Source organism: Streptomyces sp. NPDC127092, from assembly GCF_042722475.1.
Lineage (GTDB): Bacteria > Actinomycetota > Actinomycetes > Streptomycetales > Streptomycetaceae > Streptomyces.
Genome location: NZ_JBHXFE010000051.1, coordinates 38252 through 60496 on the forward strand (window position 1 = coordinate 38252; position 22245 = coordinate 60496).

22 protein-coding genes, 1 pseudogene and 1 riboswitch are annotated in these 22245 nt (G+C 74.6%); of the genes and pseudogenes, 13 read left to right on the forward strand and 10 right to left on the reverse strand.

Annotated elements, in window-relative coordinates:
• Nucleotides 1-24: 24 nt before the first annotated feature.
• On the reverse strand, nt 25-615 hold the full coding sequence (locus ACFWJO_RS31885; RefSeq protein WP_386870795.1) for a hypothetical protein: 591 nt from the start codon (nt 613-615) through the stop codon (nt 25-27).
• A gap of 6 nt (nt 616-621) precedes the next feature.
• Complete coding sequence (locus ACFWJO_RS31890) at nt 622-1728, reverse strand: SDR family oxidoreductase (RefSeq protein WP_386870797.1); 1107 nt, start codon at nt 1726-1728, stop codon at nt 622-624.
• Between the two features lie 217 nt (nt 1729-1945).
• On the opposite strand from ACFWJO_RS31890, the gene ACFWJO_RS31895 reads away from it, so the two are divergent.
• A complete protein-coding gene (locus tag ACFWJO_RS31895) occupies nt 1946-3046 on the forward strand; it encodes a glutamate--cysteine ligase (protein WP_386870799.1) in 1101 nt (366 codons plus the stop codon).
• Between the two features lie 189 nt (nt 3047-3235).
• Here the strand turns inward: ACFWJO_RS31895 and ACFWJO_RS31900 are convergent, their stop codons facing one another.
• Together ACFWJO_RS31900 and ACFWJO_RS31905 are read right to left on the reverse strand one after the other, a co-directional pair.
• Nucleotides 3236-3394, reverse strand: a complete 159-nt coding sequence (locus ACFWJO_RS31900; protein WP_385688931.1) for a hydrophobic protein — start codon at nt 3392-3394, stop codon at nt 3236-3238.
• A 71-nt stretch (nt 3395-3465) separates the two neighbouring features.
• A complete protein-coding gene (locus ACFWJO_RS31905) occupies nt 3466-3945 on the reverse strand; it encodes an SRPBCC family protein (RefSeq protein ID WP_386870801.1) in 480 nt (159 codons plus the stop codon).
• Nucleotides 3946-4093: 148 nt separating this feature from the next.
• Between ACFWJO_RS31905 and ACFWJO_RS31910 the strand changes: the two genes are divergently transcribed.
• Together ACFWJO_RS31910 and ACFWJO_RS31915 are read left to right on the forward strand one after the other, a co-directional pair.
• The gene (locus ACFWJO_RS31910; protein ID WP_386870803.1) at nt 4094-4798 is read left to right on the forward strand and encodes a HemK2/MTQ2 family protein methyltransferase; all 705 of its coding nucleotides are present in this window, start codon (nt 4094-4096) and stop codon (nt 4796-4798) included.
• A 58-nt stretch (nt 4799-4856) separates the two neighbouring features.
• Nucleotides 4857-5561, forward strand: coding sequence for an HAD family hydrolase (locus tag ACFWJO_RS31915; protein WP_386870805.1), 705 nt, complete (start codon nt 4857-4859; stop codon nt 5559-5561).
• Between the two features lie 63 nt (nt 5562-5624).
• Here the strand turns inward: ACFWJO_RS31915 and ACFWJO_RS31920 are convergent, their stop codons facing one another.
• The 3 genes and pseudogenes from ACFWJO_RS31920 to ACFWJO_RS31930 all read right to left on the reverse strand — a co-directional run.
• Nucleotides 5625-6317, reverse strand: a complete 693-nt coding sequence (locus ACFWJO_RS31920; RefSeq protein WP_386870807.1) for a UdgX family uracil-DNA binding protein — start codon at nt 6315-6317, stop codon at nt 5625-5627.
• Nucleotides 6310-7614 (reverse strand): cytochrome P450, encoded by a 1305-nt coding sequence (locus tag ACFWJO_RS31925; RefSeq protein WP_386870809.1) that lies wholly within the window; start codon nt 7612-7614, stop codon nt 6310-6312. Before ACFWJO_RS31925 ends, ACFWJO_RS31920 begins: the two co-directional genes overlap by 8 nt.
• Before the next feature lie 285 nt (nt 7615-7899).
• Nucleotides 7900-8358, reverse strand: a pseudogene (locus ACFWJO_RS31930) (SRPBCC family protein); the annotation flags it as partial.
• Between the two features lie 204 nt (nt 8359-8562).
• On the opposite strand from ACFWJO_RS31930, the gene ACFWJO_RS31935 reads away from it, so the two are divergent.
• The 6 genes from ACFWJO_RS31935 to ACFWJO_RS31960 all read left to right on the forward strand — a co-directional run bounded on the left by ACFWJO_RS31935 (nt 8563) and on the right by ACFWJO_RS31960 (nt 12384).
• A complete protein-coding gene (locus ACFWJO_RS31935) occupies nt 8563-8847 on the forward strand; it encodes a CDGSH iron-sulfur domain-containing protein (protein ID WP_384407180.1) in 285 nt (94 codons plus the stop codon).
• 85 nt (nt 8848-8932) lie between these two features.
• Nucleotides 8933-9970, forward strand: coding sequence for an iron-containing redox enzyme family protein (locus ACFWJO_RS31940; protein ID WP_386870811.1), 1038 nt, complete (start codon nt 8933-8935; stop codon nt 9968-9970).
• Between the two features lie 9 nt (nt 9971-9979).
• Nucleotides 9980-10804 (forward strand): nucleotidyltransferase family protein, encoded by an 825-nt coding sequence (locus tag ACFWJO_RS31945; protein ID WP_386870813.1) that lies wholly within the window; start codon nt 9980-9982, stop codon nt 10802-10804.
• Nucleotides 10797-11063, forward strand: a complete 267-nt coding sequence (locus tag ACFWJO_RS31950) for a BON domain-containing protein (RefSeq protein ID WP_384407174.1) — start codon at nt 10797-10799, stop codon at nt 11061-11063. Before ACFWJO_RS31945 ends, ACFWJO_RS31950 begins: the two co-directional genes overlap by 8 nt.
• Complete coding sequence (locus ACFWJO_RS31955) at nt 11060-11842, forward strand: metallophosphoesterase (RefSeq protein WP_386870815.1); 783 nt, start codon at nt 11060-11062, stop codon at nt 11840-11842. The genes ACFWJO_RS31950 and ACFWJO_RS31955 overlap by 4 nt, the downstream gene beginning before the upstream one ends.
• 260 nt (nt 11843-12102) lie before the next feature.
• A complete protein-coding gene (locus ACFWJO_RS31960) occupies nt 12103-12384 on the forward strand; it encodes a hypothetical protein (RefSeq protein WP_386870817.1) in 282 nt (93 codons plus the stop codon).
• 22 nt (nt 12385-12406) lie between these two features.
• Here the strand turns inward: ACFWJO_RS31960 and ACFWJO_RS31965 are convergent, their stop codons facing one another.
• From ACFWJO_RS31965 to ACFWJO_RS31975, 3 genes are all read right to left on the reverse strand, one after another.
• Complete coding sequence (locus tag ACFWJO_RS31965; protein ID WP_386870819.1) at nt 12407-13099, reverse strand: GntR family transcriptional regulator; 693 nt, start codon at nt 13097-13099, stop codon at nt 12407-12409.
• A gap of 91 nt (nt 13100-13190) precedes the next feature.
• Nucleotides 13191-13442, reverse strand: a complete 252-nt coding sequence (locus ACFWJO_RS31970) for an EF-hand domain-containing protein (protein ID WP_386870821.1) — start codon at nt 13440-13442, stop codon at nt 13191-13193.
• Nucleotides 13443-13704: 262 nt separating this feature from the next.
• Nucleotides 13705-16536 carry a hypothetical protein gene (locus tag ACFWJO_RS31975; RefSeq protein WP_386870823.1) on the reverse strand — a complete coding sequence of 944 codons (2832 nt, stop codon included), beginning with the start codon at nt 16534-16536 and terminating at the stop codon, nt 13705-13707.
• Nucleotides 16537-16782: 246 nt separating this feature from the next.
• Between ACFWJO_RS31975 and ACFWJO_RS31980 the strand changes: the two genes are divergently transcribed.
• From ACFWJO_RS31980 to ACFWJO_RS31995, 4 genes are all read left to right on the forward strand, one after another.
• Nucleotides 16783-18600 carry a protein kinase gene (locus ACFWJO_RS31980; protein WP_386870825.1) on the forward strand — a complete coding sequence of 606 codons (1818 nt, stop codon included), beginning with the start codon at nt 16783-16785 and terminating at the stop codon, nt 18598-18600.
• A 228-nt stretch (nt 18601-18828) separates the two neighbouring features.
• The gene (locus tag ACFWJO_RS31985) at nt 18829-19740 is read left to right on the forward strand and encodes an alpha/beta fold hydrolase (protein ID WP_386870826.1); all 912 of its coding nucleotides are present in this window, start codon (nt 18829-18831) and stop codon (nt 19738-19740) included.
• A 310-nt stretch (nt 19741-20050) separates the two neighbouring features.
• A riboswitch (cyclic di-AMP (ydaO/yuaA leader) is annotated at nt 20051-20240 on the forward strand.
• Between the two features lie 4 nt (nt 20241-20244).
• A complete protein-coding gene (locus ACFWJO_RS31990) occupies nt 20245-21108 on the forward strand; it encodes a transglycosylase SLT domain-containing protein (RefSeq protein WP_386870827.1) in 864 nt (287 codons plus the stop codon).
• Nucleotides 21109-21268: 160 nt separating this feature from the next.
• Complete coding sequence (locus ACFWJO_RS31995; RefSeq protein WP_386870829.1) at nt 21269-22066, forward strand: polysaccharide deacetylase family protein; 798 nt, start codon at nt 21269-21271, stop codon at nt 22064-22066.
• The last annotated feature ends 179 nt before the right edge of the window (nt 22067-22245 follow it).

Below are 22245 nucleotides of genomic sequence, written 5' to 3' on the forward strand. Positions count from 1 at the left end.
GTGGGGTGCTGTCAGGGGGTGCTGTCAGGCCGCCGGAGTCGGCGGGGCCGCCGGGTCGCCGGGGTTGTCGCGGGCGGCGGGACCCCAACCCGGAACCGCGTCGCGCGCGGCCGAGGGCGGAGCGGGACGCGGGGACGCCGGAGGCGGCGAGCCGGGCCGTGGCGCCGCGGGATGCGGCGGCACGGCGGGCCGGGAACCGGGATGCGGGCCCGGCTTCGGGGCCGGGCGGTGCTCCAGGCGCATCCGGTAGCTCTCCTCCCCGAGGTCCCGGCCGTCGCCGTCCGTGAAGCGGCCGGTCACCGTGTACACCCCGCAGTGCGCCCGGCCCACCGGCAGGCGCTCCGGGGGCAGCCGCACCTCGTACGGGCCGCCGGTCCGGAAGCCGCCGAGGACGGTCCGCGTCGTCGCGAGCACCTTCCCCTCCATGACCAGGGACTCCTCGAAGGCCAGCCCGTCGACCTCCTGGTCGAGCCGGAACGTGAGGCCGACACTGATCACCGTGCCCTCGGGCACCACGATCGGTTCCGCTTCACCGGGGCGGTCGCTGCGCGGCACTTCGAGCCGTCCCAGCTCCTCCGTGTGCAGGGAGAGGTCGAGGAGTTCGAAACCGGTCACGGCCGGTCACCGCCTTTCGTCGCGCCGAGCCCGCAGGGCGCGGGCCGCGAGCGCGGACGCGCCCGCCGCCGACGCGCCCACGGCCGACGCGACGGTCATCGGATGCCGGGCCAGGGCGGTGTACGGCGAACGCTCGGCCGACTCCGCGTCGAAGGCGCCGTGGGCGCCGTGGTCCCGCCCGTCGGGCCCGTCCAGGGGAGCCCAGAGGTTGTGCGGACCGTCGGCCGCGGCCGGCAGGTCGGTCTGCTGGGAGTCGTAGCCGGTACGCGCCAGGTACCGGTCCAGGAGGCCGGGCGCCGCCCGGCGGGTCAGTACCGCCGCCGCGGTGGACGCGCCGACCCGGTACTCCTTGCGCCGCGGGTGCCGGGCCGCGTGCAGCACCGCCCGGGCGGCCACCTCGGGCTGGAACACCGGCGCGACGGGGCGCGGCCGGTGCGGCAGCCTGGACAACGCCCACGAGAACTGCGGCGTGTTCACGGACGGCAGCTGCACGAGCGTGACGGCCACGCGGCTGTGCCGGTGCAGCAGTTCGAGCCGCACGGAGGCCGTGAAGCCGTTGATCGCGTGCTTCGCCCCGCAGTACGCCGCCTGGAGCGGCACGGACACCTCGGCGAGTGCCGAGCCGATCTGGACGACGGCGCCCGAGTCGCGCGGCAGCATGCGGCGCAGCGCCGCCCGCGTCCCGTTGACGTAGCCGAGATAGGTCACCTCCGTGACCCGCTCGTACTCGTCCGAGGTGACGGAGAGGAACGGGGCGAAGACGGAGGTGAACGCCGAGTTCACCCAGACGTCGACCGGCCCCAGACGGCTCTCCACCAGGTCGGCGGCCTCCTCCACCCTCGACGGGTCCGCCATGTCCACCGGTACCACCAGGGCCTCGCCACCCGCGCGCTCGACCTCACCGGCCGCCGCCTCCAGACCCACCCGGCCGCGGGCGAGCAGCGCCACCCGGGCTCCGGCCGCTCCGAACGCCCGCGCCGTGGCACGCCCCACGCCCGCGCTCGCACCCGTCACCACGACCGTGCGCCCGTCGAACGGCCGCGCCCCGCCGCGCGTCGCACGCAGCACGAGCAGACCTTCCAGGAAGGAGAGGACGTCCGCCGTCCTGACCATGATCACGCTCCTCGGGCCTCGAGTCTCCGCCTTGGCGCACGGTCTCCGCCTCGGCGACGCACGGTCTCCGCCTCGGCGACGCACGGTCCCCGCCCGTGCGCCGGCACACGGTTCCCACCGGCGACTGCCCAGGCCCGGCCGGAACACGCCTGGCGTGCGTCGACGCGGGTGGAACGCCGCTCACCGGGTAGACGCTGGCCGAAGCGAGGAGACGGCCATGAACGACCTGACCATGGGAGTCGAGGAGGAGTTCGTCCTCGTGGACCAGGCGAGCCGTGCCCCCGTCGACCGGGCCCCGGACGTCATCGCCTCGGCCGCGCGGGTACTCGGCGAGCAGGTCCAGAACGAGTTCTTCAACGCCCAGGTCGAGACCATCACCCAGCCCACCGGCTCGTGCCGAGACCTGAGGGACGAACTGGTCCGGCTGCGCTCCGTCGTGGGCACCGCCGCCCGCGCGGAAAGCTGCCTGCCGATCGCCACCGGCACGCCGGTCGTGCCGCCCGCGCAGCCGCTGACCATCACGGACACCGAGCGCTACCGGCGCATGGCCCGCCGCTTCGCGTCCCGCTTCAGCACCGTCGACGGCCTCGTCTGCGGCTGTCACGTCCACGTCGGCACCTTCGACCGCGAGCTCGCGCTCGCCCTCTCCCGCCGCATGGCGCCGTGGCTCCCCGTGCTCCAGTCGGTGACGGCCAACTCGCCCTTCGCACGGCGGCGCGACACGGGCTTCGCCAGCTGGCGCTCCGTCGAGTACGCGAGCTGGCCCACGGTCGGGCCCGCGCCCGACCTCGACGAACCTCACTACCTCGCGCACGTGGCCGAGCTGGTGCGCACCGGCACCCTGCTCGACCGGCGGATGGTGTACTGGCACGCCCGCCCGTCGGAGCACGTGCCCACCCTGGAGATCCGCGTCGCCGACTCCAACGCCGACGTGGACACCGTCGTCATGGTCGCGGCCCTCGTCCGGGCCCTCGCCGCCACCCTGCTGGCCGACGAGCGGGCGCACCGGCCCGTGCAGCGCACCCCGCTGCGCCGGCTGCTGCTCGCCCACGAGCTGGCCGCCCGGTACGGCCTGTCCGGCTTCGGCATCGATCCGTGCACGGGGGCCGAACGGCCCGCCACCGAGCTGGTCGACCGCCTCGTCGAGCGGGTGCGGCCGGAACTCGACCGCACCGGCGACACCACGCGGGTCCTGGGCCAGTGGCACAGCATCCGCGCCTACGGCGTCGGCGCGACCCGGCAGCGCGTCGCGTACCGCCGCCAGCGCCGCCTCAGCGACGTGGTGGACGCGCTGGCACGACTGACGGCCCTTCCGTGACCGACACTGACTGCCTGCCTGCCCTGACCGACACGGACTGCCCGCCTGCCCTGATCGCCGACTGACCGACCCTGACCGCCGACACTGACGGCCCCTGCCCCGCCCCGACCGGCCGGGTGGACGACCGCACGGCCCGGCGCCGGCCCGAGGGCCGGCGCCGTCGGCCGAACGGCTGTCACCGCACGGACGTCACCAGCGGTACCAGCGGCTGTTGCTCCCGGAGCGGAAGAAGAATCCCAGCACCCAGAGCACGAGCAGGGCGATGGCGATCCACCACAGCACGTCGAGGGCGAAGCCAGCGCCGAACAGCACGAGGATGATGAGCAGGACGATGAGCAAAGGAATCATGACGAGTCTCCTGAGGGGATCGGACCGGCCGCTCGCACTGGCCGGTCGGTGGTGTGCCACACGGGGCCGCGTCAGGGCGGCTCCGGAGCGGACCCGCTGTCCGCCGGCCGCAGCCGGCCGCGCCAGCCGCCGGTCGCGCGGCCGCGGTCCTCGATGAACTCCTTGAAGCGGTACAGGTCCCCTTCGACCCGGCTGTCGACGGCACCGACGGCCGCGCCGGCCTTGTCGGCCAGGCTCCGGGGCTCCACCTCCATGGCCAGGTCCACCCGGGTATGGCTGTCGTCGGTCCGTACGAAGGTGACGACGCCCCTCTGTCCCACGTCGCCGCCGACCGTGCGCCACGAGATGCGCTCGTCGGGCAGCTGGTCGACGATCTCCGTGTCGAACTCCCGGGTCACTCCGGCGATCGTGGTCCGCCAGTGGCAGTGCCGGTCGTCGAGCTGACGGACCTCCTCGACACCGTCCATGAAGCGCGGGAACTGCTCGAACTGCGTCCACTGGTCGTAGACCTCGCGCAGCGGGGCGTCCACCTCGATCGTGGCGTGCACCATCGTGTTCACCTCCCTGGCCCGCGAAGGACCGGTCTGGCAGCGCGGCTACCCGCCGTCGGCGCCCGTAACCCCGGGCGCGCGCACCACACGCCGGGTGAGTGCCCCGGCCGTACCCGGGTACTCGCTCGGAATGACCATGATGTCCACGATGCCGCTGATCAGACCGCCCGGTGTCTATGCACCGCAGGGCGACACCGCCCTCCTCCTGGAGAGCCTCGCCCGCGAACGGATCGAGCCGGGCGTCCGCACGCTCGACCTGTGCACCGGCACCGGGATCCTCGCCCTCGCGGCCGCCCGCAGGGGAGCCGACGCGACCGCGGCCGACATCTCCGGCGCGGCCGTCGCCGCGGCACGGTGCAACGCCCGGCTCCACCACTGCCGGATCCGGGTCCTTCGCGGCGACCTCACGGAACCGGTGCGGGGCGAGCGCTTCGGCCTCGTCACCGTCAACCCGCCCTACGTGCCCGCCGCCGCGCCCGAGGGCCCGGCCCGCGGCGCGAGCCGGGCCTGGGACGCCGGCCCCGACGGGCGGCTCCTGCTCGACCGGATCTGCCGGACCGTACCCGAGCTATTGGCTCCCCGCGGCGTACTGCTCGTCGTCCAGTCCTCCCTCAGCGGAGAGGCCGCCACCCTCGCCGCCCTGCGCCGTGCCGGCCTCCGGGCCGGCGTCGCCGCCCGGCGCGCCCAGCCCTTCGGGCCCGTCATGGCGACGCGGGCCTCCTGGTTCGAGCGCAGGGGACTGGTCCCGCCCGGGACGACCAGCGAGGTGCTGGTGGTGATCCGGGCCGTCCGCGACCCGGGGGCCCGCATGCCCATGACGATGCGGGGCAGTCGCGACCGGAAAGCGGCGTGACCGGACCCGCCGCCCGCCGGGCGCGGTCGCCCGCGGGCGCGGCCTGAGGAGGAACACGATGACAACGCGTGGGGCACGGGCGTCCCGGGGCGCCGCCTTGTTCGACGTCGACGGGACCCTCGTGGACACCAACTACCTGCACACGCTGGCCTGGTGGCAGGCGCTGCGCCGGCACGGCCACGACGTGCCGATGGCCCGGATCCACCGCGCCATCGGCATGGGCGCCGACCGCCTCCTCGACCAGGTGCTCGGGGCGCAGCGGCGGCGCGAGGAGGACCGCGCCGTCGCCGACGCGCACGGCGCCCTCTACGCCGCCTGGTACGACAACCTCCGCCCCTTCGACGGCGCCACGGAACTGCTGCGCGCCGTGTCCGCGCGCGGCTGGCAGGTCGTGCTCGCCAGCTCCGCCTCGGAGGAGGAGGTGGGTGCCGTCCGCGGGCTGCTCGACGCCGAGGAGGTGATCGACGCCGTCACGTCGGGCGGGGACGTCGACGTGACCAAGCCCGCGCCCGACCTCGTGGAGGCCGCCCTGAAGGCGGTGGGCGCCGAGCCCGAGGACGCCGTCTTCATCGGCGACACCGTGTGGGACGTCGAGGCCGCCGGACGCGCCGGCCTGCCGTGCATCGCCCTGCTGACCGGCGGCACCTCGCGCGCCGAACTGGAGGACGCGGGCGCGGTGCTCGTGTGCGAGGACCCCATGACCCTTCTGCGCCGCATCGACACGAGCCCGCTGTCCCGGCCTCCGGACCGCCCCGCCGGGTGACCGGCCGCCCGTTCACGGGGCAGGGGTCACGAGCCGCGGCCACGTGAGCTCGCGGCTCGCCGGTCACAGGGCCTCGGCCGCCGCGCGCAGGTCGGCGACCAGCCCCGCGTACATCTCCTCCCGGTCCTGCGACCGGAGCACCGCCGAGGGATGCACCGTGGGAATCACCCGGATCTCCCCGCCGGCCGCGTCGGCGGCCTCCTCGCCGAGGTCCGGCAGCGGCTGCGGCACACCCCGGTCGGCGCCCACCCGGAAGGACGGACCGAGCAGCGAGCGGCCCGCGGTGGCGCCGAGCGTGACGATCAACTCCGGGGAGACGAGACGGAGTTCGGCGACCAGCCAGGGACGGCAGGCCAGCGTCTCGCGCAGACTCGGCGCCTTGTGGATCCGGCGCTTGCGGGTCTCCTCCTCGGTGAACTTGAAGTGCTTGACCGCGTTCGTGAGGTACACGTCCTCCTCGTCGATCCCCGCGTCGCGCAGCGCCCGCGAGAGGAGCTTCCCCGCCGGGCCCACGAAGGCCTTGCCCTCCAGGTCCTCGCGGTCGCCGGGCTGTTCGCCCACCAGCATCAGCCGGGCGTGCGCGGGGCCGCGCCCGAAGACGGTGCCGCTCGCCTTCCGGTGGAGCGGGCAGCCCTGGCAGTCGGCCGCCGCCCGGCGGTACGCGGGCAGCCCGCCGCGCCGCGGCAGGAAGGGCGTCGCGTCGTACCGCTCGTCGTCGTAGGTCTCCGGCGCGGTGGCCGCGGAACGGCTAGTCATGACCGCACACCTCCCGTACGGGCACGGGCTCACGTTCGGAGCCGACGACGATCCGCAGGCCGTCGCGCGGCCGGGTCGGGATCCGGTTCAGGGGGATCCGCAGGTCCTGCTCCGGGACCGTGAAGCCGGTCCTGGCCAGCTCACGGGCCAGGCGGGCGAGCACGGCCACGGTGATGTCCTCGCCCGGGCAGCGGTGCCCGTCGCGCGGTCCGCCGCCCTGCGGGACCAGCGCGTCGGTGTGCGGCGACCTGCCCAGGAACCGGTCGGGGTCGAAGCGGTACGGCTCCTCCCACAGGGCCGGGTCGTGGTTCCGCCCGTACACGTCGAGGAGCAGCAGCGTGCCGCCCGGCACCCGCTCCCCGTCCAGGACCAGCCCCTCGGGCGCGAGCGCGCCGACGAACGGCACGAACGGGTAGAAGCGGCGCACCTCGTGCGCGAACGCCGTGGCGAACCCGACGGGCTCGTCCGCCGCGAGCCGCCGCCGCAGGCCGGGGCGCCGGCACATGGCGTGGGCCGCGAAGGTCAGGTACCAGGTGATCGCCACCGTGGGCCGCGCGATGTTCAGCAGCTCCACGGCGGCCGTGGCCGGGGCCAGCGGGAAACCGTCGGCGTCCCGGTGCGCCACCACCGCGTCGAAGGCCGTGCGCGGCGGTCCGGCCGGCACCGGCGCCGCCCGGGCCCGTTCGACCTCCGCGGCGAGCAGGTCCTCCTGCCGCGCCCGCGCCCGGCGGGCCCGCAGATGACGCGGCCCGGCCGTGGCGAAGCCGTCGACCATGGCCACGCAGTCCCTGGCCAGGCGGGCGGTGCCCGCTTCGTCGTACCCGGGCAGCCCGGCCCAGTCGCGGACGGCGCGGGCGAGGACCAGCGCGCCCTCGTCGAAGAGCGTGACCTCCTCGCCGTCCCGTGCGACGAGCCGCTCACGGAAGTCCTCCGCCGCGCCCCGGGCCAGCGCCTCGACCGCGTCCGGAGCGGTCAGCAGGGACAGGAACAGGGACTTGCGGGCCCGGTGTTCCGCGCCGTCGAGGGTGTGCACCGCGCCCCGGCCGAAGAGCGTGTCCAGCACGGGCCCGGGCAGGGCGCCGGAGCGTCGCGCGTGCCGTTCGTCGTAGAAGTAGGCGACCGCGTCCGGGCCGCGCAGCACCCGGACCGGCCGCCCGAGCAGCCGGGTCGCCACCGGGCCGTCGCCCGGAGCGTCCCGGCGCAGCCCGGGCAGCCACCCGTATCCCTTCAGGAGCAGGCCGAGCGTGCGGTCGGCGCCGGAACGCGGCGCGGCGCCGACGGGGTTCGACGGGCGCATGGTCCGTCTCCCTTCACCGTGGTCGTACGGGCTCACCGTGGTCGGTACGGGGCTCACCGGGGGCCGTCCAGGCTCGCCGGGGTCGGTACGGGGCTCACCGTGGTCGGTACGGGACTCGCCGGAGCCGTCCGGGCTCGCCGGGCGTCCGCGCCGCGACGGGCGCCCGCGTCAGATGTGGGGCGCGCCGCCGGGCTCGTCGGGGAGCGGGCCGGGATACGGGCCGGGCCGTTCGGGAGGCGGCACCGGCTCGCCGGCCGTCGGGGCCGCGGAGGCCTCGCCGGTGGAGTCCTCGGGGCGGAGCCGGCCGCGCCAGCTGCCGGTCGCGCCGTCCTGTTCCTCGATGAACTGCTTGAAGCGCATCAGATCGCCCTGGACCCGGCTCTCCAGGAAGCCGAGGGCGTCACCGGCCTTCTCGACCATGCCCTGCGGCTCGACGTCCATGGCCAGGCTGACCCGCGTGTGCGTGTCGTCGAGGCGCTGGAAGGTGACGACGCCCTTCTGCTTCACGTCGCCGCCGACCGTGCGCCAGGAGATGCGTTCATCGGGCAGCTGGTCGACGATCTCCGTGTCGAACTCGCGGGTCACGCCCGCCACGCGGGTGCGCCAGTGGCAGTGCCGGTCGTCGAGCTGCCGTACCTCCTCGACACCGTCCATGAACCTCGGGAACTCCTCGAACTGGGTCCACTGGCCGTAGACGTCGTGCAGCGGCGCCGTGACCCGGATGGTCTCCTGCACCATGCTCATGGCCGTCTCCTCGTCTCCTCGGTCCGGTGTCGTGTCGTCGGTACCCCGTCCCGTCGGATCACGGTCCGTGGACGGCTGCGACTACCCCGTCCGGCCGCCCGCACGCGTGCCAGGGCGCACCTGCCGCCCGCACACGCGCCCTGGCATACCGGTGGCGGAAGCGGGCATCCGCCAAAGCGTCGCCCCAGCGAACGGAGGTGCGCCGTGAGCGCTGTCGTGAGTTCCGCCGAGGACCGTGCGCGAGGATCCGCGGACCCGGACACCAGACCCCCTCGGCCCGCCGCGGTGCGGGTCACCCCGGTGGCGGACGGCCCGCTGCTCGTCGAGGGCCCGGTCGAGATCGTGCTCCCCGACGGAACGGTCCGGCGCAGCGACCGGCCCGTCGTCGCCCTGTGCATGTGCCGCCGCAGCCTCAGGGAACCCTTCTGTGACACCAGCCACCGCCGCCGGATGCGGCGCAACCAGGAAGGGACCGGGCGGCGGGACTGACCCGCCGCCGTTCGCGCGTCCGGCCGGACCGCCCGTCCCACGGGACGGAGCTCGGCCGCCGGGCCCGTCGTGAGGAGACCGTGACATGACCACCACACTCCTGCGGGAGCCGGCGGAACGCACCGGCCCGGAGGACGGCCCGCGACTGCCGCCGCCCCGCGGCGAGCTGTCCGAGGCACTCGTCGCCCGGCTGCGCGGCGCGGCCGGCCCGCTGCCCGGCCGCCGCGCCACCGAGGCCGCCGACCCGTACGGGGAAGACCTCCAGCTGGCCCTGCACCTCGGCTACGAGCTGCACTACCGGGGCTTCGCGGGCGTCCCCGACGAGGCCGAGTGGGACCCGGCCCTCCTGCGCCTGCGGGCCGGACTCGAACGCCGGTTCGAGGAGGCGCTGCGCGCCGACTGCGGGCGGCCCGGGGACCTCGACGAGGTCTTCGGGGCGCTGCTGACGGAACCCGTCGAAGGCCACGGCGTCTCCCACTACCTGCTCCGCCACGGCACCCCGCACCACGTGCGGGAGCACGCCGTCCTGCGCTCCGTGCACCAGCTCCGCGAGGCCGACCCGCACCTGTGGGTGGTGCCCCGCCTCCAGGGCCGCGCCAAGGCCGGGATGATGATGATCCAGTACGACGAGTACGGCTGCGGCCGGACCGAGCACATGCACGCCCGGCTCTACGCCGACCTCCTGGGCGCCCTCGGCCTCGACCCCGCGTACGGCCACTACCTGCCGCTCGTCGGGGCGCCCGCGCTCGCCAACGCCAACCTGATGTCGCTGCTGGGCCTCCACCGTGCCCGCCGTGGCGCCCTCGTCGGGCACTTCGCCGCCCTGGAGATCGGCTCCTCGCCCGCCGCGTCCCGGATCGCCGCCGCGATGCGCAGGATCGGCACCGACGAGGCCGCCGTGCGCTTCTACGACGAACACGTCGAGGCCGACGCCGTCCACGAACAGCTCGTGCGGCGCGAGGTCGTCGGCGGGCTGCTCGCCGACGAACCGGACCTCGCCCCGGACGTGACCTTCGGCGTACAGGCCACCGTCCTCCTCGAGGACGCGTTCGCCGCCTCCGTCACCCGCGCGTGGGAAGACGGGGACACGGCCCTGCGCGCGCCGCTCGACGACGCACCGTGAGGAGGAGGCATGAACCTCATGGAACCGACGCGCCGACCGATCACCGGCCCGCCCACCGGACCGACCGGGGGGCCCGCCCCCGAACCGGCGAGCCCACCGCCGGCCCCGGACGAGGGGCGCCCGCCGCTCGCCGCCGTGCACCCCCCGTCCGAGGACGACCACGAAGCGCCGTCGACCCGCACCGGCCCGCCGGCCCGCACCGACCCCCCGCAGCCCCTGCCCCCCGACCACACCCAGGCCATCCTGGAGGCGACCAAGGAGGTCGGCGCCGTCCTGAAGACCTCCGGCTGCCCCTTCGCCCTCGTCGGAAGCGTCGCCGTGTACGCGCACGGCATCCCGGTCAGGCTCCAGCACGACACCGACTTCGCCCTGCGCGCCGAGGACGCCGAGACGGTCACCCGCCTGCTGCGCCGGCGCGGCATCCGGATCGTGGAGCCGCCGGAGGACTGGCTGGTGAAGGCCCGCAGCGGCGGAGAGGAGATCGACCTCATCTTCGCCCTCGCCGGACGGCCCGTCACCAGGGAACTCCTCGAACGGGCCTGGACCCTGCCCGTGGACTCGGTGCACATGCCGGTGATCGACCCGACGGACCTCCTGGTGGGCCGCCTCGACGCACTGTCCGAGCACCACTGCGACTTCGGCCCGCTGCTGCCGGTCGCCCGCGGACTGCGCGAACGCGTCGACTGGGACCGGGTCCGTGCCGAGACGCACGACAAGCCGATGGCGGTCGCCTTCCTCTACCTGCTGGAACTCCTCGACGTCATCCCCCGGACGACGGCTGCGGGCGACGGAGGCAACGGCGGTGCGGGCGACGGAGGGAACGACGATGACTGAGCAGCACGCCGGAGCCCACGAGGACGAGTACCGCATCGCCCGGCTGCGCGAGCGGCTCGCCGGAGACGACCTGGCCGAACTGGGCATCCAGGCGGAACAGCGAGGCAGCGCCGTGCTGTTGACCGGCACCGTGCCCACCGCCACCCACCGGGACGAGATCCTGCGGCTGGCGCGTGACGAGCTCGCCGGGCTGACCCTGCGCGTCGACCTCGAAGTGGCCTGCGCCGACGCCCCGGACCGTTGGGAGGAGCTGTCATGACCGTCGCCACCGGCCCGTCCACCGCCGACACCGCCGTCCGTGTCGCGGCCGTCGGCGACATCCATCTCAGCGAGGACTGCGCGGGACTGCTGCGCTCGGCCTTCTCCGCCCTGCCGGACTGCGCCGACCTGCTGCTGCTCGCCGGCGACCTGACCCGGCACGGCACCGCGGCGGAGGCCGAGGTGGTGGCCGGAGAGGTGCGGGGGCTGGGGATACCGGTCGTGGCCGTCCTGGGCAACCACGACTACCACTCCGGCGAGGAGGCCGAGGTCACCCGGGTGCTGCGCGACGCGGACGTCGCCGTCCTGGAAGGGGAGGCCGTCGTGCTGAACGTCGGCGGCCGCAAGGTGGGCGTCGCCGGCGCCAAGGGCTTCTGCGGCGGCTTCGTGGGCCGCAGCGCGGGCGAGTTCGGCGAGCCCGAGATGAAGGCCTTCGTCCGCACCACGCGACTCAGCGCCGAACGCCTGACCGCCGCGCTCGGCGACCTGGCCGTCGGCGGCTGTGCGGTGCGCATCGCCCTGACCCACTTCTCGCCCGTACCCGACACGCTCGCGGGCGAGCCGCTGGAGATCTACCCCTTCCTCGGCAGCTATCTGCTCGCCGAGGCCATCGACTCGGCCGGCGCCGACCTGTCCGTCCACGGCCACGCCCACCTCGGCACGGAGCACGGCATGACGGCCGGCGGCGTACGGGTCCGCAACGTCGCCCAGCCCGTGATCGGCAGGGCCTTCGCGCTCTACCACCTGCACCCCGACGGCCAGGCCGCCTCCGGGCCCTGAGCCCGCTCCCGACGGCCTTCACCCGACGTGCGGGTGCGATCACGGCGGGCGTCTGCCTAGCCTTGTCCTGCGTGCCCGGCGAGGCGCCCGGGGCTGATGGGAGCCCCCTTCACCCCGTCGCCCGTGGTCAGGGCGGCGGATGCCGGGGACACGCCCCACGAAAGGATGCATGCAGCACGCTTCTCGCCATACCCGGTGAGCCGCCTGCCACGGCCTCGCGCCGCCCGTCAGGAGCCCTCCGGCGTCGGAAGGAGACCGCCATGCTGATCAGCCACGCTTTCGAGGACGGGGTTCTGCACGTCTCGCTCCTGCGCGACCTCGACGTCACCAGCCGGGGAGCCGCGGTTCTGGAGACCGAGGCCCTGCTGCTCGCGCACCGCCCGCGACTGGTCCGCGTGCAGCTCCCCACCGACGACCCGTCCCCGGCCTCCCTGAGCGCGCTGTCCCGCGCCCGCCGGCTCTGCGAGAGCCTGGGCATCCCGCTCAGCGTCGTCGGCCCGGTACGGCCCGTCCCCCTGCCGCCGCATCCCACGGCGGCCTGACCGGACAGGTCCTGCCCCGACGTCAGCCGGTGCCGAAGAGGGAACGCAGGGCCACGGCCCTGCTGTCCCGCACGTGCAGCAGGGTGCTCGCCGCCGCGGCCTCCTCGTCACCGGCGGCGATGTGCCGGTACATCTCCGTGTGCTGCGCCCGCATGTGTTCCGGCTCCGCGCGCAGCCCGAACAGCAACCGCAGCTGCCAGGACAGCTGCTCCATCATGCGGGCGAGCAGCGGATTGCCGGCCATCGCCACCACCCCGTCGTGGAACGCCGTGTGCGCGGCCACCTCACGGGCACTCTCGTCGGCCGCGGCCGCCGTCTCCGCCTGCCGGAGGGCCGCTTCCAGGGCGGCGAGTCCGGCGGCGTCGCCCGCCGCGGCCGCCCGCGCCGCGAGCCGGGACGCCTGGGCCGCGAGCGGTTCCCACACCTCGTACAGATGCTCCACATCGGCGCGCTCCAACCGCCGGACGCGGACGCCGCTGTGCGGCAGCAGTTCCAGCAGCCCCTCCGCGACCAGCGCCCGCAGCGCCTCGCGCACCGGCACGCGGGACATGCTCAGCTCCTCGGCGACCTCCCGCTCGACCAGTCGCGCGCCCTGCGCGTAGCGGCGGTCGACGATCCGCTGCAGCACCGCCTCGCGCGCCCGCGCGCTCAGGGAAGCCGTCCCGCCGCCCGCACCGCCGCCGCTGCCGTCCGCCACCCGGTCCGACCCCTTCACGTCCGCCACCGTCCCTCGCCGCCCCGCCGACGTGTCCCGCGCCGGGAAGCAGAGAATACGTCGACCGGGCACGGGAGCCCGGCAGCGGACCTCACCAGCCGAAACGGCGGTCCACCAGCGCGGTGAACTCCTCCAGGCTGAGGACCTGGTCACCGTTCGCGTCGGCCTCGTCGAACAGTGCCGAGGCCGCGTCGGCGTCCCCGACGCCCCACGCCGGGATCACTCCCTGCGCGACCAGCGTCGGGCCCTTGGCCCGCAGGGCCTCGATGACCTCGACGCGCGTCAGGGTGCCGTCGTGGTCGAGGTCGAGCGCGTCGAAGAGAATCCGGGCCTTGTCGCTCATCGCGTTTCCTGTTCGCCATCCGAGGGTGCCGTGCGTGTGCCGGCCGTGAGGAAGGACGCCGGAAGCGCCCGCCGAGTTGCCTCGCGGACCGATCCCGGCCCCGCCTCGCGGATCCGGACCGGACCCGGCTCTGGACCCGGACCCGGACCGGCATCCGTGCCCGTACGCCGCGGGGCGGCCGCCGGCTCCCTCCCGGGAACCGGCGCCCGCCCCTCCATGGTCCATCAGACCGCGGATCGACCCGGCCCGGCACCACGAGACGTCACGAGGCGTCCCGCACCGTACCCGTGAACTCCGGACCCGGTACGCGCTCCCAGTCACCGTCGTACGAGAACGGCCGCGCCCGCAGCGACTCGACGGGCTCGGCGACCCCGTCCTTGAGGGTGGGCACGCGCAGTTCCACGGCCGTCTCGCCGGCGGGAACGGCGAAGGGCGCGTACGCGTCCTCCTCCTCCGGCCGCGACAGCGGCCTGGCCGGCTCGGGAACGGAGCCGTAGGTGTCCCGCACCCACTCCGGATCGAGGTCCGCCGTCGACAGCTCCGCACCGCCGGTCACCGGCAGGAACGACACACCGCCCATGATGTCCGCGTCGGCGGCCTCGGACAGCGTCACCCGCCAGGTCAGCGCCCCGCCCTCGGCCACGTCGTCCGCGACGGGCGTCAGCCGCACCTTCGGCATCGGGTCGTCGTTCCGCGCCGTCACGCCGCCGTGGTGCGAGCCGACCACGGCGCCGCGCACCGCCTTGACGAACGCGTCGTGGGACACCTCCCAGCCGAAGCGCGTGTTGCCCCGCACGGTCACCGGGATGTCCACGGTCCGCTGCCCCGGACGCACGGTCACGAGGCGCGACTCGACGCCCTCACCGCCGGGCCGGGGCGTGAACACCCGGACCTGGCCACTGCCCTGGCCCGACACCCGCACCGGAACCCGATAGGTCCGCACGCCCGAGTCGCCCTCGTCGACCGTCAGCCGCCCGAAGTCGACCCGCGGCAGCGGCGCCGGCCGCACCGCGGGCGTGCCCGGGCGCCAGCCCCACGCGTCCACCAGCCAGGCACGCCCGGAGGCACTGCGCGGAGTGAGTTCGAGGACGGAGACCCGCTTCAGGTCGAGTCCGGCCCGGGCCGCGGCGGACAGCGGTACGCGCAGCTCGCGGCCCCAGTACGAGGCGGTGCGGTCACTGCCCGGCAGGCCGTCGACCCGCACCCGGCCGAGCTTCGCGCGGCGGCCCGAGCCGTCGGCCACGGCGACGTCGAGCTCGGTGCCCTTGCTGTTCGGCGGGACGATCACGCGCAGCGCCAGGGACTCGGCGCCCGCGAGGGACACCGGCCGCGCCGCCCGCACGGCGGTCGCGGCACCGGGCCTCGTCCACGTCATCGCGACGGAGTCCCGGCCCGGCTCGGGCGAGGTCTCCCACGACGCGAAGTGCGGGGACTGGCCGCCCTCGTCGGGCGAGAGGCAGGCGCGCGCGGCGTCGGGGTCGACCTGCGCGCAGAGCCGGCCGCCACCGGACACCGTCACCGACGGGCCGGGGAGGAAGGCGGGCGTACGGCCGGCGCCGACGGCGTGGGTGAGCACCCGGGCGGGACCGGCCGAGGCCGCCCGGCGCCCGGAGCCGTCGAGCAGCGGCCGCACCCGGTCGTCACCGCCGACGAACAGCCGGGCCGCCGCCGCGATGTAGGTGGCGCCCGCGGTCTGCTGCTGCGGGGCGGTCAGCCGGGTCCGCGTGCCGGGGGAGCAGACCGCGTCCGGGGTCTCCTCGTCCGTCCAGAAGTCGTCCACGGCGGGCGCCTTCGCCTGACCCGGCGTCCACTCGCTGTTGAAGAAGTTGTGGTTGGCGCCGACCATGTACACCGCGCTGTGCAGCGCCGCGCCACCGCCGACCCCCCGCGTGCCGTCGAGGTAGATCTGGCCCTGGAGGTCGGACACGTCGCCGTCGCAGCCCGGCAGGATCGTCATGGACGGCACGTCGGGCACCGGGTTCTGGCCGAAGATCGTGGGCCCGATGAGGACGTTGCCGCGGATCTTCCACCGTACGGGGCCGCGGTAGCCGTCCTGGTCGGCGGGCGGCGCGGACAGACTGTCGAGCGCGGCCCGGTTGACGCCCTCGCCGCCCCGCGAGTGACCCACGAGCAGCACCCGCGAGAGGTCGGCCGCGGCCGACTTCCGTACGACCGCCGGCGCGTCCTTGCCGTTCGCGGCCCACTCCGCCCACCGGGCCAGGTGCAGCCGGACGAGAGAGGAACGGGCCTGCGCGCCGCCGTCCTCGGCCCGGAAGTCCTGCCCGTTGATGCCGTTGGCCGATATGGACAGCGTCACGTACCCCTGCGAGGCCAGGAGCCGCTGCGCCTTCTCGTAGCCCTGGTGGCTCGGAACCGGCTTCATCCCCGGCGGGCACGGCCAGTCGCCGGTCTCCTCGTCGGTGCCCGGCTTGTAGCAGGTGCCGTGCCGGCCGTGCAGGAACAGCGCCACCGGGCGCCTGCCGGGCACGGAGGCCGGGTCCGGCGCCACGACCGCGGCGCGCATTTCGACCGGCTCGGGGAACCCGGGCAGGCGCACCGACTTCAGCGCGTACTCGCCCTTGACGGTGCGATGGCCGCCCGGCACGCCCGGGTCCACCGGGTTCGCGGGCAGCGGCGCCTCCGGCCGCACGGCCGGAGCGGACGGGCGTACGCGCGCCGAGAGCGCCGGCGTGTCGGCGTCGAGCCGCCGCCCGCCGGCCGTCACCCGGAGCTCGTCCCCGCCGGCGATCCGCTGCTCCGTCCGCCCGCCGAGGCGCGCGTCGCCGAGCGGCAGCCGGAAGGAGCGGCCGTCCGGCTGCGCCACCGGGAACCCGAGCAGTCGCCCGCCGAGCCGGAACTCGACCCGGGCGTCCCCCATGGGCACGGCCTCGTCGGCCGTCCACACCAACTGGCGTTCCGCACCGGCCCCGGTGATCCGCCACCCCTCGGGCAGCCGCGGACTTCCGTCCCGTTCCCCCGGGGACGTCGTCGGCGCTCCCGGCGACGGCTGCGCCGCCTGCGCGAGTCCCGGTGATGCGGCGGCGAGTGCCATGAGCGTCACGGCGGTGGTCACGCCGCGTGTGACACGTATCAAAGCGGTCTTCCTCACGATCGGTCTCGTCACGACACGGGCACCACGGCAAGCCGTCGTTTCGGATCCCCCGGACTGCCCTCCGGGTGCCCCTCTCGCCCCCGGAGGACGGGAAGGAAGGGACGCGGGTTGCCTGATGGGACGTCACGATCGCGTCAGAAGCCGACCGTTGCGGCCGCGGAGAAAAGGCACGCGCCGCTTCGGCCGTCGCCCGGCTCCCACCGTGCCGGGATACGGCATGATGCTCGCATGGTGACGGGGGACGAGGCCCAGGAGGCCGCGGCCGAGGGCCGGTTGGTCGGCGGCCGCTACCGGCTCGACGAACGGCTCGGTTCGGGCGGCATGGGCACGGTGTGGGCCGGACACGACCTCCTCGTCCGGCGCGAGGTCGCCGTCAAGCAGGCCCACACGGCGCATGATCCGGCGCGCGTCGAACGGGTCTTGCGCGAGGCGCGCGCCGCGGCCCGCGTGAACCACCCGGGCGTGGTGACGGTGCACGACATCGTCATCGAGGACGGGCACCCGTGGATCGTCATGGAGCGGGTACGCGGAGAATCCCTCGCCGACCGGCTGGACCGCGAAGGCGTTCTGCCCGAAAGGGAGGCGGCCCGCGTCGCCCTGCGCGTCGTCGAGGCGCTGACGGCGGCTCACGAACGGGACGTGCTGCACCGTGACGTGAAGCCGGCCAACGTCCTGCTGCGCGAGGACGGCGGCGTCGTGCTCACGGACTTCGGCATCGCGTACATCACGGGCGAGAAGCCGCTCACGCAGACCGGGGAGTTCGTCGGCTCCCTCGCCTACACGGCGCCGGAGCGCATGGGCGGCCGGCGCCCGGAGCCCGCCTCCGACCTGTGGTCGCTCGGCGTCCTGCTGTTCCAGATGGTGGAGGGCTGGTCGCCGTTCCATCGCGAGTCGATGGAGGAGACGGTCACGGCCGTCGTCGTCGACGAGACCCCGCCGACCCGGCGGGCCGACGCCCTGGCGCCCGTCGTACACGCGCTGCTCTCCAAGAGTCCGGACGACCGTCCCTCGTCCGCTGAAGTGGCGGAGTTGCTACGGGCGGCGGCGGAGCGGCCCGCGGAGGAGGCCGCGGGGCAGACCTCGGCGGGGGCCGCGGGGCAGAACTCCGTAGCGGAGAGGTCGGCGGCGGAGAACCCCGTAGCGGAGAGCCCGGTAGGGGAGAACCCCGTAGCGGAGAGCCGGAAAGCGGAGAAGCCGGTAGGGGAGGAGCCCGTAGCGCAGGAGGTCGCAGCGGACGAAGGAGGCCCGTCCGTCGGGGCGGACTCGGTCCGGCCCGTGCCGGCCACCGCAGGACCGAGTGCCGACGTCGTGCCGGTCACCGGTGGGGCCCGCCCCGAGGTGCCGGGCTCCGGGCGGCGGTCGCCCGGGCCGTCGCGGGGGACGGTGCGCCGGAGGCTCCTGGCCGCCGCCGCGGCCTGTGTCCTGCTCGGCTCGCTCGGAGCCTGGGCGCTCACGCAGTGGAACGACGGGACCGCCCGTTCCGGCGCCTCGGGCCCCGGTTCGCACGGCAAGGCCACCACCTCGTCGTCACCCGCGGCGAAGGCGGAGGCGAGGACGACGGCGACCCCGGGCACGAAGCCCCCTCGCCCGCAGCCGGTGCGCGGATACCGCCTGGTCGAGGAGAGCGGATTCCAGGCCGAGGTCCCGGCCGCCTGGTCGGCGGCCCACAGGAACGCCCAGGGCCAGTACCGCTACACCCAGGGCGACCTGGAACTCGTCATCGTCCCGGGCCGCGACACGACGGCGCGCTTCTCCGACAAGCCCATCGTCTATCAGGAGGACCTCGAGCCGGAGCTGGCCCCCTGGCGCGCCTCCAGCTGGTCCAGCGCCAGCGGAATGCGCGTGATCGAGGTCGGTGCGACGCAGTACGCCACCGGTGACTTCACCTGGGCGGACGACCGGGGGCGCGAGCTGTTCGTCCGCAACGCGGCCGTGCTCATCGCGGGCAGCTACCACCTCGTGATCGTCATCGGGCCCGAAAGCCGGCGCGACGAGGTCGGGAAGGTCCATGACCACGTCCTGGGGACGTACCGCAGGGCGACGTGAGCGCCCTGGCTCCCGGGACCGAGCCCCGTGCGTACCGCGTGGTGCAGGAGGCGCCGACCGACGTGATCACGCACGCCCTCGTCGTCCGGGCGGCCGGCGCGCTGACCGGCGAAAGGCCCGCCGTCGCGTTGAGGTACCGTCGACCCGCCCCAACAGCACGCCCTGACCACCCCGTTCGGTTCGTCGCGCGCCACGGGCCGAGCCCAGACACGTCGAGGAGACGCGACCATGACCCGTGCGGACGGACCGCGGCCGGCCCCCGAAGCGATACCGCTCGACCTCCCCGTGGACGGGACGACGCTCCGCGTGCTGCGCTTCGGCACGGGTCCGCGGACCGCGGTCGCCGCCCACGGCATCTCGGCCTCGGGGATGTCCTTCGCGGCCGTCGCCCGGCACCTGCCGGCGGACTGGTCGCTGTACGCGGTCGACCTGCGCGGCCGCGGCGGCAGCTCGACCGCCTCCGGTCCGTACGGCATCGACCGGCACGCCGCCGACCTCGTGACGGCGGCCCGGGCCTGGGGCGACGGCGGGCCCGTGGTCCTGACCGGCCAGTCCATGGGCGCGTACGTGGCGCTGCGCGCCGCCGCCCGGGCGCCCGGCCTCTTCGAGCGCCTCCTGCTGATCGACGGCGGCCTGCCGATCCCGCTGCCCGCCGACGCGGACCCCGACGCGGTGCTGGCGGCCAGCCTGGGACCGGCGCTCGCCCGGCTCTCGATGACGTACGACAGCGACCAGGCCTACGTCGACTTCTTCCGCGCCCACCCGGCGCTCGGGCCGCACTGGAACGCGGACATCGAGTCGTACGTCCGCTACGACCTCACCGGCCCCGAAGGCGCCCGCCGTTCCCGGGCCCAGGAGGCGGCCGTCCGACAGGACGGGCGCGAACTCCTCACCGGCGCCGCGTCGTTCGGCACCGACCTGGCGGGCCTGAAGGTGCCCGCCCTGCTGCTGCACGCGCCGCTCGGGCTGCTCGGCGAGGCCCCCGGCATGCTGCCGCCCGCGCTCGTCGACCACTGGACCGCGCAGGCGCCGAACCTGACCGCCGAGTTCGTGCCGGACTGCAACCACTACACGATCCTCATGGGCGAGCCGGCCCGCCTGGTCGCGGAACGGCTGGTGGCGCCGCACGGCCGCGCCTGACGCACTCCATTGCAGGGCAAAACGGACGATGTCCGGTTATTCCCCTGCAATGCCGGAATGCGGATCTGATTCCACAAGCGGGTATTTCGCTCTCCAGTAAAGGGCCCGGTCGGCGCGCGTGATCTGAATCACGCCGGACCGGGCCCTCCTGCTGCTGGCGGAGCGTCAGGTGCCGTATTGCGGAAAACGGTTGGTGCGGCGACGCGTACCGGGCGGAATGATCCTTTCGTAATTCCTGCTAGATCAATTTTCCGCAAGGAATTCCCGCCTTGTTTTCCGGATTTGTTTTCGCATAGCGTCGCCCCGCAACCGGACGGAAACGCCGAATCCTGCCGCCGTCCGGGCGACCGCACTCACCACACATCCGGCAGGAGCGGGGGACCCAGGTTTGCCGCCGGTCCCGGTCTCCGGGGACGGCTCGGGGTGAAGCCGCGCACGCCGCGGCCGGGCATCTCCTGCCCGAACCCGACAGCTCACCTCGCAGGCGGAGGAGAGGAACCCGCCATGCGTGGACACGGCAAGCACCGCCGCCCCAAGAACGTCCCGCTCACCCGCGGCATCGCCGCCGTGAGCCTCACCGGCAGCGCCGCCCTCGCGCTTCCGCTGGCCGGAGCCACCAGCGCGGCCGCGGCCGCTCCGCAGGGCACGCACTCCGTCGCAGTGGCAAAGCCCGCGGTTTCGGCGGCCCTCCAGTCGGTCACGGCGAACGCCTCGAAGGCGGCCTCCCGGGTCGCGCCGGTGAAGTATTCCGTAGTCGCCGGCGACTCGCTCTCGAAGATCGCCGGGAAGTACGGGGTGAAGGGCGGCTGGAAGAAGCTCTACCGCGACAACCGGAAGGTCGTCGGCAAGGACCCCGGTCTCATCCGGCCCGGCCAGAAGCTCTCCGTCGCCGCCACCCGGACCGCGCCCCGCCCGGCGGCCCCGGCCCCCGCCACCCGCGCCTCCGTCACCACGCGCTCCGCCGCCTCCGCCCCGGCCCCGGCCGTCAAGGCCGCCGCCACCGCCGCCACCAAGGCCGCGTCCGCGAGCACCGCCGGCTACACGTACGCCGACAACCTCGAGGGCTGGATCCGCGAGTCCCTCGACATCATGGCCCGCGAGGGCATCCCCGGCACGTTCGACGGCATCTACCGCAACATCATGCGCGAGTCGTCCGGCAACCCCCGCGCGATCAACAACTGGGACTCGAACGCCCTCGCCGGCACCCCGTCCAAGGGCCTGCTCCAGGTGATCGACCCCACCTTCCAGGCCTACCACGTCGCGGGCACCGCCAACGACCCCTACGACCCCGTGGCCAACATCACGGCCGCCTGCAACTACGCCGCCGCCCGCTACGGCTCGATCGACAACGTCTTCGGCGCGTACTGACCGACCGGTTCACCGCCACGGCACGGCCGGGCAGCCCTCAGGGGCCGCCCGGCCGTGCCGTTCCCCACCGTTCCCGCACGTCGATGAAACCTTCCGGCCGTCTCTTCCGTCCTCCCCTGCGGGAGCCGTTCGGGACGAAGACGCTGGGAGTGGGCACCGCATGGGGCTGAAGGGCAAGTACACCGCACACATAGCCGTGGTGGCTTCGGCGGTCGCGATCGGTCTGGCCTCGTGGGGGGCCGCCGCGCTGACGGACACCGAGGCCGAGGCCCGGGCGGGGGAGCGGCAGGAGCAGCGGGTGCCGGCCGGGGACGCCAAGGGCCCGGCGCAGGTGCCGCCGGTGAAGGTCCCTCAGAGCATCGCGCACGCCGCCGAGGCGGGCGGAACGTCGGTGAACATCACCATCGACGACGGTCCCGACCCGCGGTGGACGCCCCAGGTGCTCGACATCCTCAAGGAGAACGACGTCAAGGCCGTGTTCTGCATGGTCGGTCCGCGGGCGAAGGAGTTCCCCGAACTGGTCAAGCGGGTCGTGGCCGAGGGACACCGGCTCTGCGACCACACCGTGTCCCACGACACCACCATGGACAAGAAGCCCGTCGACTACCAGAAGCAGCAGATCCTCGACGCGAAGCGGATGATCGAGGAGGCGGCCGGCGGAGCGAAGGTGGAGTACTACCGCGCCCCCGGCGGCGCGTTCACCCCGAACAGCCGGCGCATCGCCGCCGAGGCCGGGATGCGGCCGCTCGGCTGGAACGTGGACACCAAGGACTTCGAGCTGCCGGGCACCGGCGCCATCGTCAACACGGTGAAGCAGGAGCTGTCCAACGGACCGACGATCCTCTTCCACGACGGCGGCGGCGACCGCGCCCAGACCGTCGCGGCGCTGAAGCAGGTGCTGCCGTGGCTGAAGGAACAGGGCCACCCGACCAGCTTCCCGGTGCGGACCACGCCCTGAACCGCCGGACACCGCCCGGGCGGGCAGGGTCCGGGCCGGACCCCGCCTGAGGACCGTCCGGCGGACCAGGGCCGGGGGACGCCTCCTAGTGACCTGGTTCGGAGATCCTGTCGCAGTAGCGGCAGATGCGGTCGAGGATCTGGTCGGCGGTCTTGGTCCATGTGAAGGGCCGGGCGTCG

Bases quoted from the DNA above. Each gene is read 5' to 3' on its own strand.
- ACFWJO_RS31890 (WP_386870797.1), bottom strand. From the start codon at position 1,728: ATGGTCAGGACGGCGGACGTCCTCTCCTTCCTGGAAGGTCTGCTCGTG.
- ACFWJO_RS31895 (WP_386870799.1), top strand. From the start codon at position 1,946: ATGAACGACCTGACCATGGGAGTCGAGGAGGAGTTCGTCCTCGTGGAC.
- ACFWJO_RS31900 (WP_385688931.1), bottom strand. From the start codon at position 3,394: ATGATTCCTTTGCTCATCGTCCTGCTCATCATCCTCGTGCTGTTCGGC.
- ACFWJO_RS31905 (WP_386870801.1), bottom strand. From the start codon at position 3,945: ATGGTGCACGCCACGATCGAGGTGGACGCCCCGCTGCGCGAGGTCTAC.
- ACFWJO_RS31910 (WP_386870803.1), top strand. From the start codon at position 4,094: ATGCCGCTGATCAGACCGCCCGGTGTCTATGCACCGCAGGGCGACACC.
- ACFWJO_RS31915 (WP_386870805.1), top strand. From the start codon at position 4,857: ATGACAACGCGTGGGGCACGGGCGTCCCGGGGCGCCGCCTTGTTCGAC.
- ACFWJO_RS31920 (WP_386870807.1), bottom strand. From the start codon at position 6,317: ATGACTAGCCGTTCCGCGGCCACCGCGCCGGAGACCTACGACGACGAG.
- ACFWJO_RS31925 (WP_386870809.1), bottom strand. From the start codon at position 7,614: ATGCGCCCGTCGAACCCCGTCGGCGCCGCGCCGCGTTCCGGCGCCGAC.
- ACFWJO_RS31940 (WP_386870811.1), top strand. From the start codon at position 8,933: ATGACCACCACACTCCTGCGGGAGCCGGCGGAACGCACCGGCCCGGAG.
- ACFWJO_RS31945 (WP_386870813.1), top strand. From the start codon at position 9,980: ATGAACCTCATGGAACCGACGCGCCGACCGATCACCGGCCCGCCCACC.
- ACFWJO_RS31950 (WP_384407174.1), top strand. From the start codon at position 10,797: ATGACTGAGCAGCACGCCGGAGCCCACGAGGACGAGTACCGCATCGCC.
- ACFWJO_RS31955 (WP_386870815.1), top strand. From the start codon at position 11,060: ATGACCGTCGCCACCGGCCCGTCCACCGCCGACACCGCCGTCCGTGTC.
- ACFWJO_RS31960 (WP_386870817.1), top strand. From the start codon at position 12,103: ATGCTGATCAGCCACGCTTTCGAGGACGGGGTTCTGCACGTCTCGCTC.
- ACFWJO_RS31970 (WP_386870821.1), bottom strand. From the start codon at position 13,442: ATGAGCGACAAGGCCCGGATTCTCTTCGACGCGCTCGACCTCGACCAC.
- ACFWJO_RS31980 (WP_386870825.1), top strand. From the start codon at position 16,783: ATGGTGACGGGGGACGAGGCCCAGGAGGCCGCGGCCGAGGGCCGGTTG.
- ACFWJO_RS31985 (WP_386870826.1), top strand. From the start codon at position 18,829: ATGACCCGTGCGGACGGACCGCGGCCGGCCCCCGAAGCGATACCGCTC.
- ACFWJO_RS31990 (WP_386870827.1), top strand. From the start codon at position 20,245: ATGCGTGGACACGGCAAGCACCGCCGCCCCAAGAACGTCCCGCTCACC.
- ACFWJO_RS31995 (WP_386870829.1), top strand. From the start codon at position 21,269: ATGGGGCTGAAGGGCAAGTACACCGCACACATAGCCGTGGTGGCTTCG.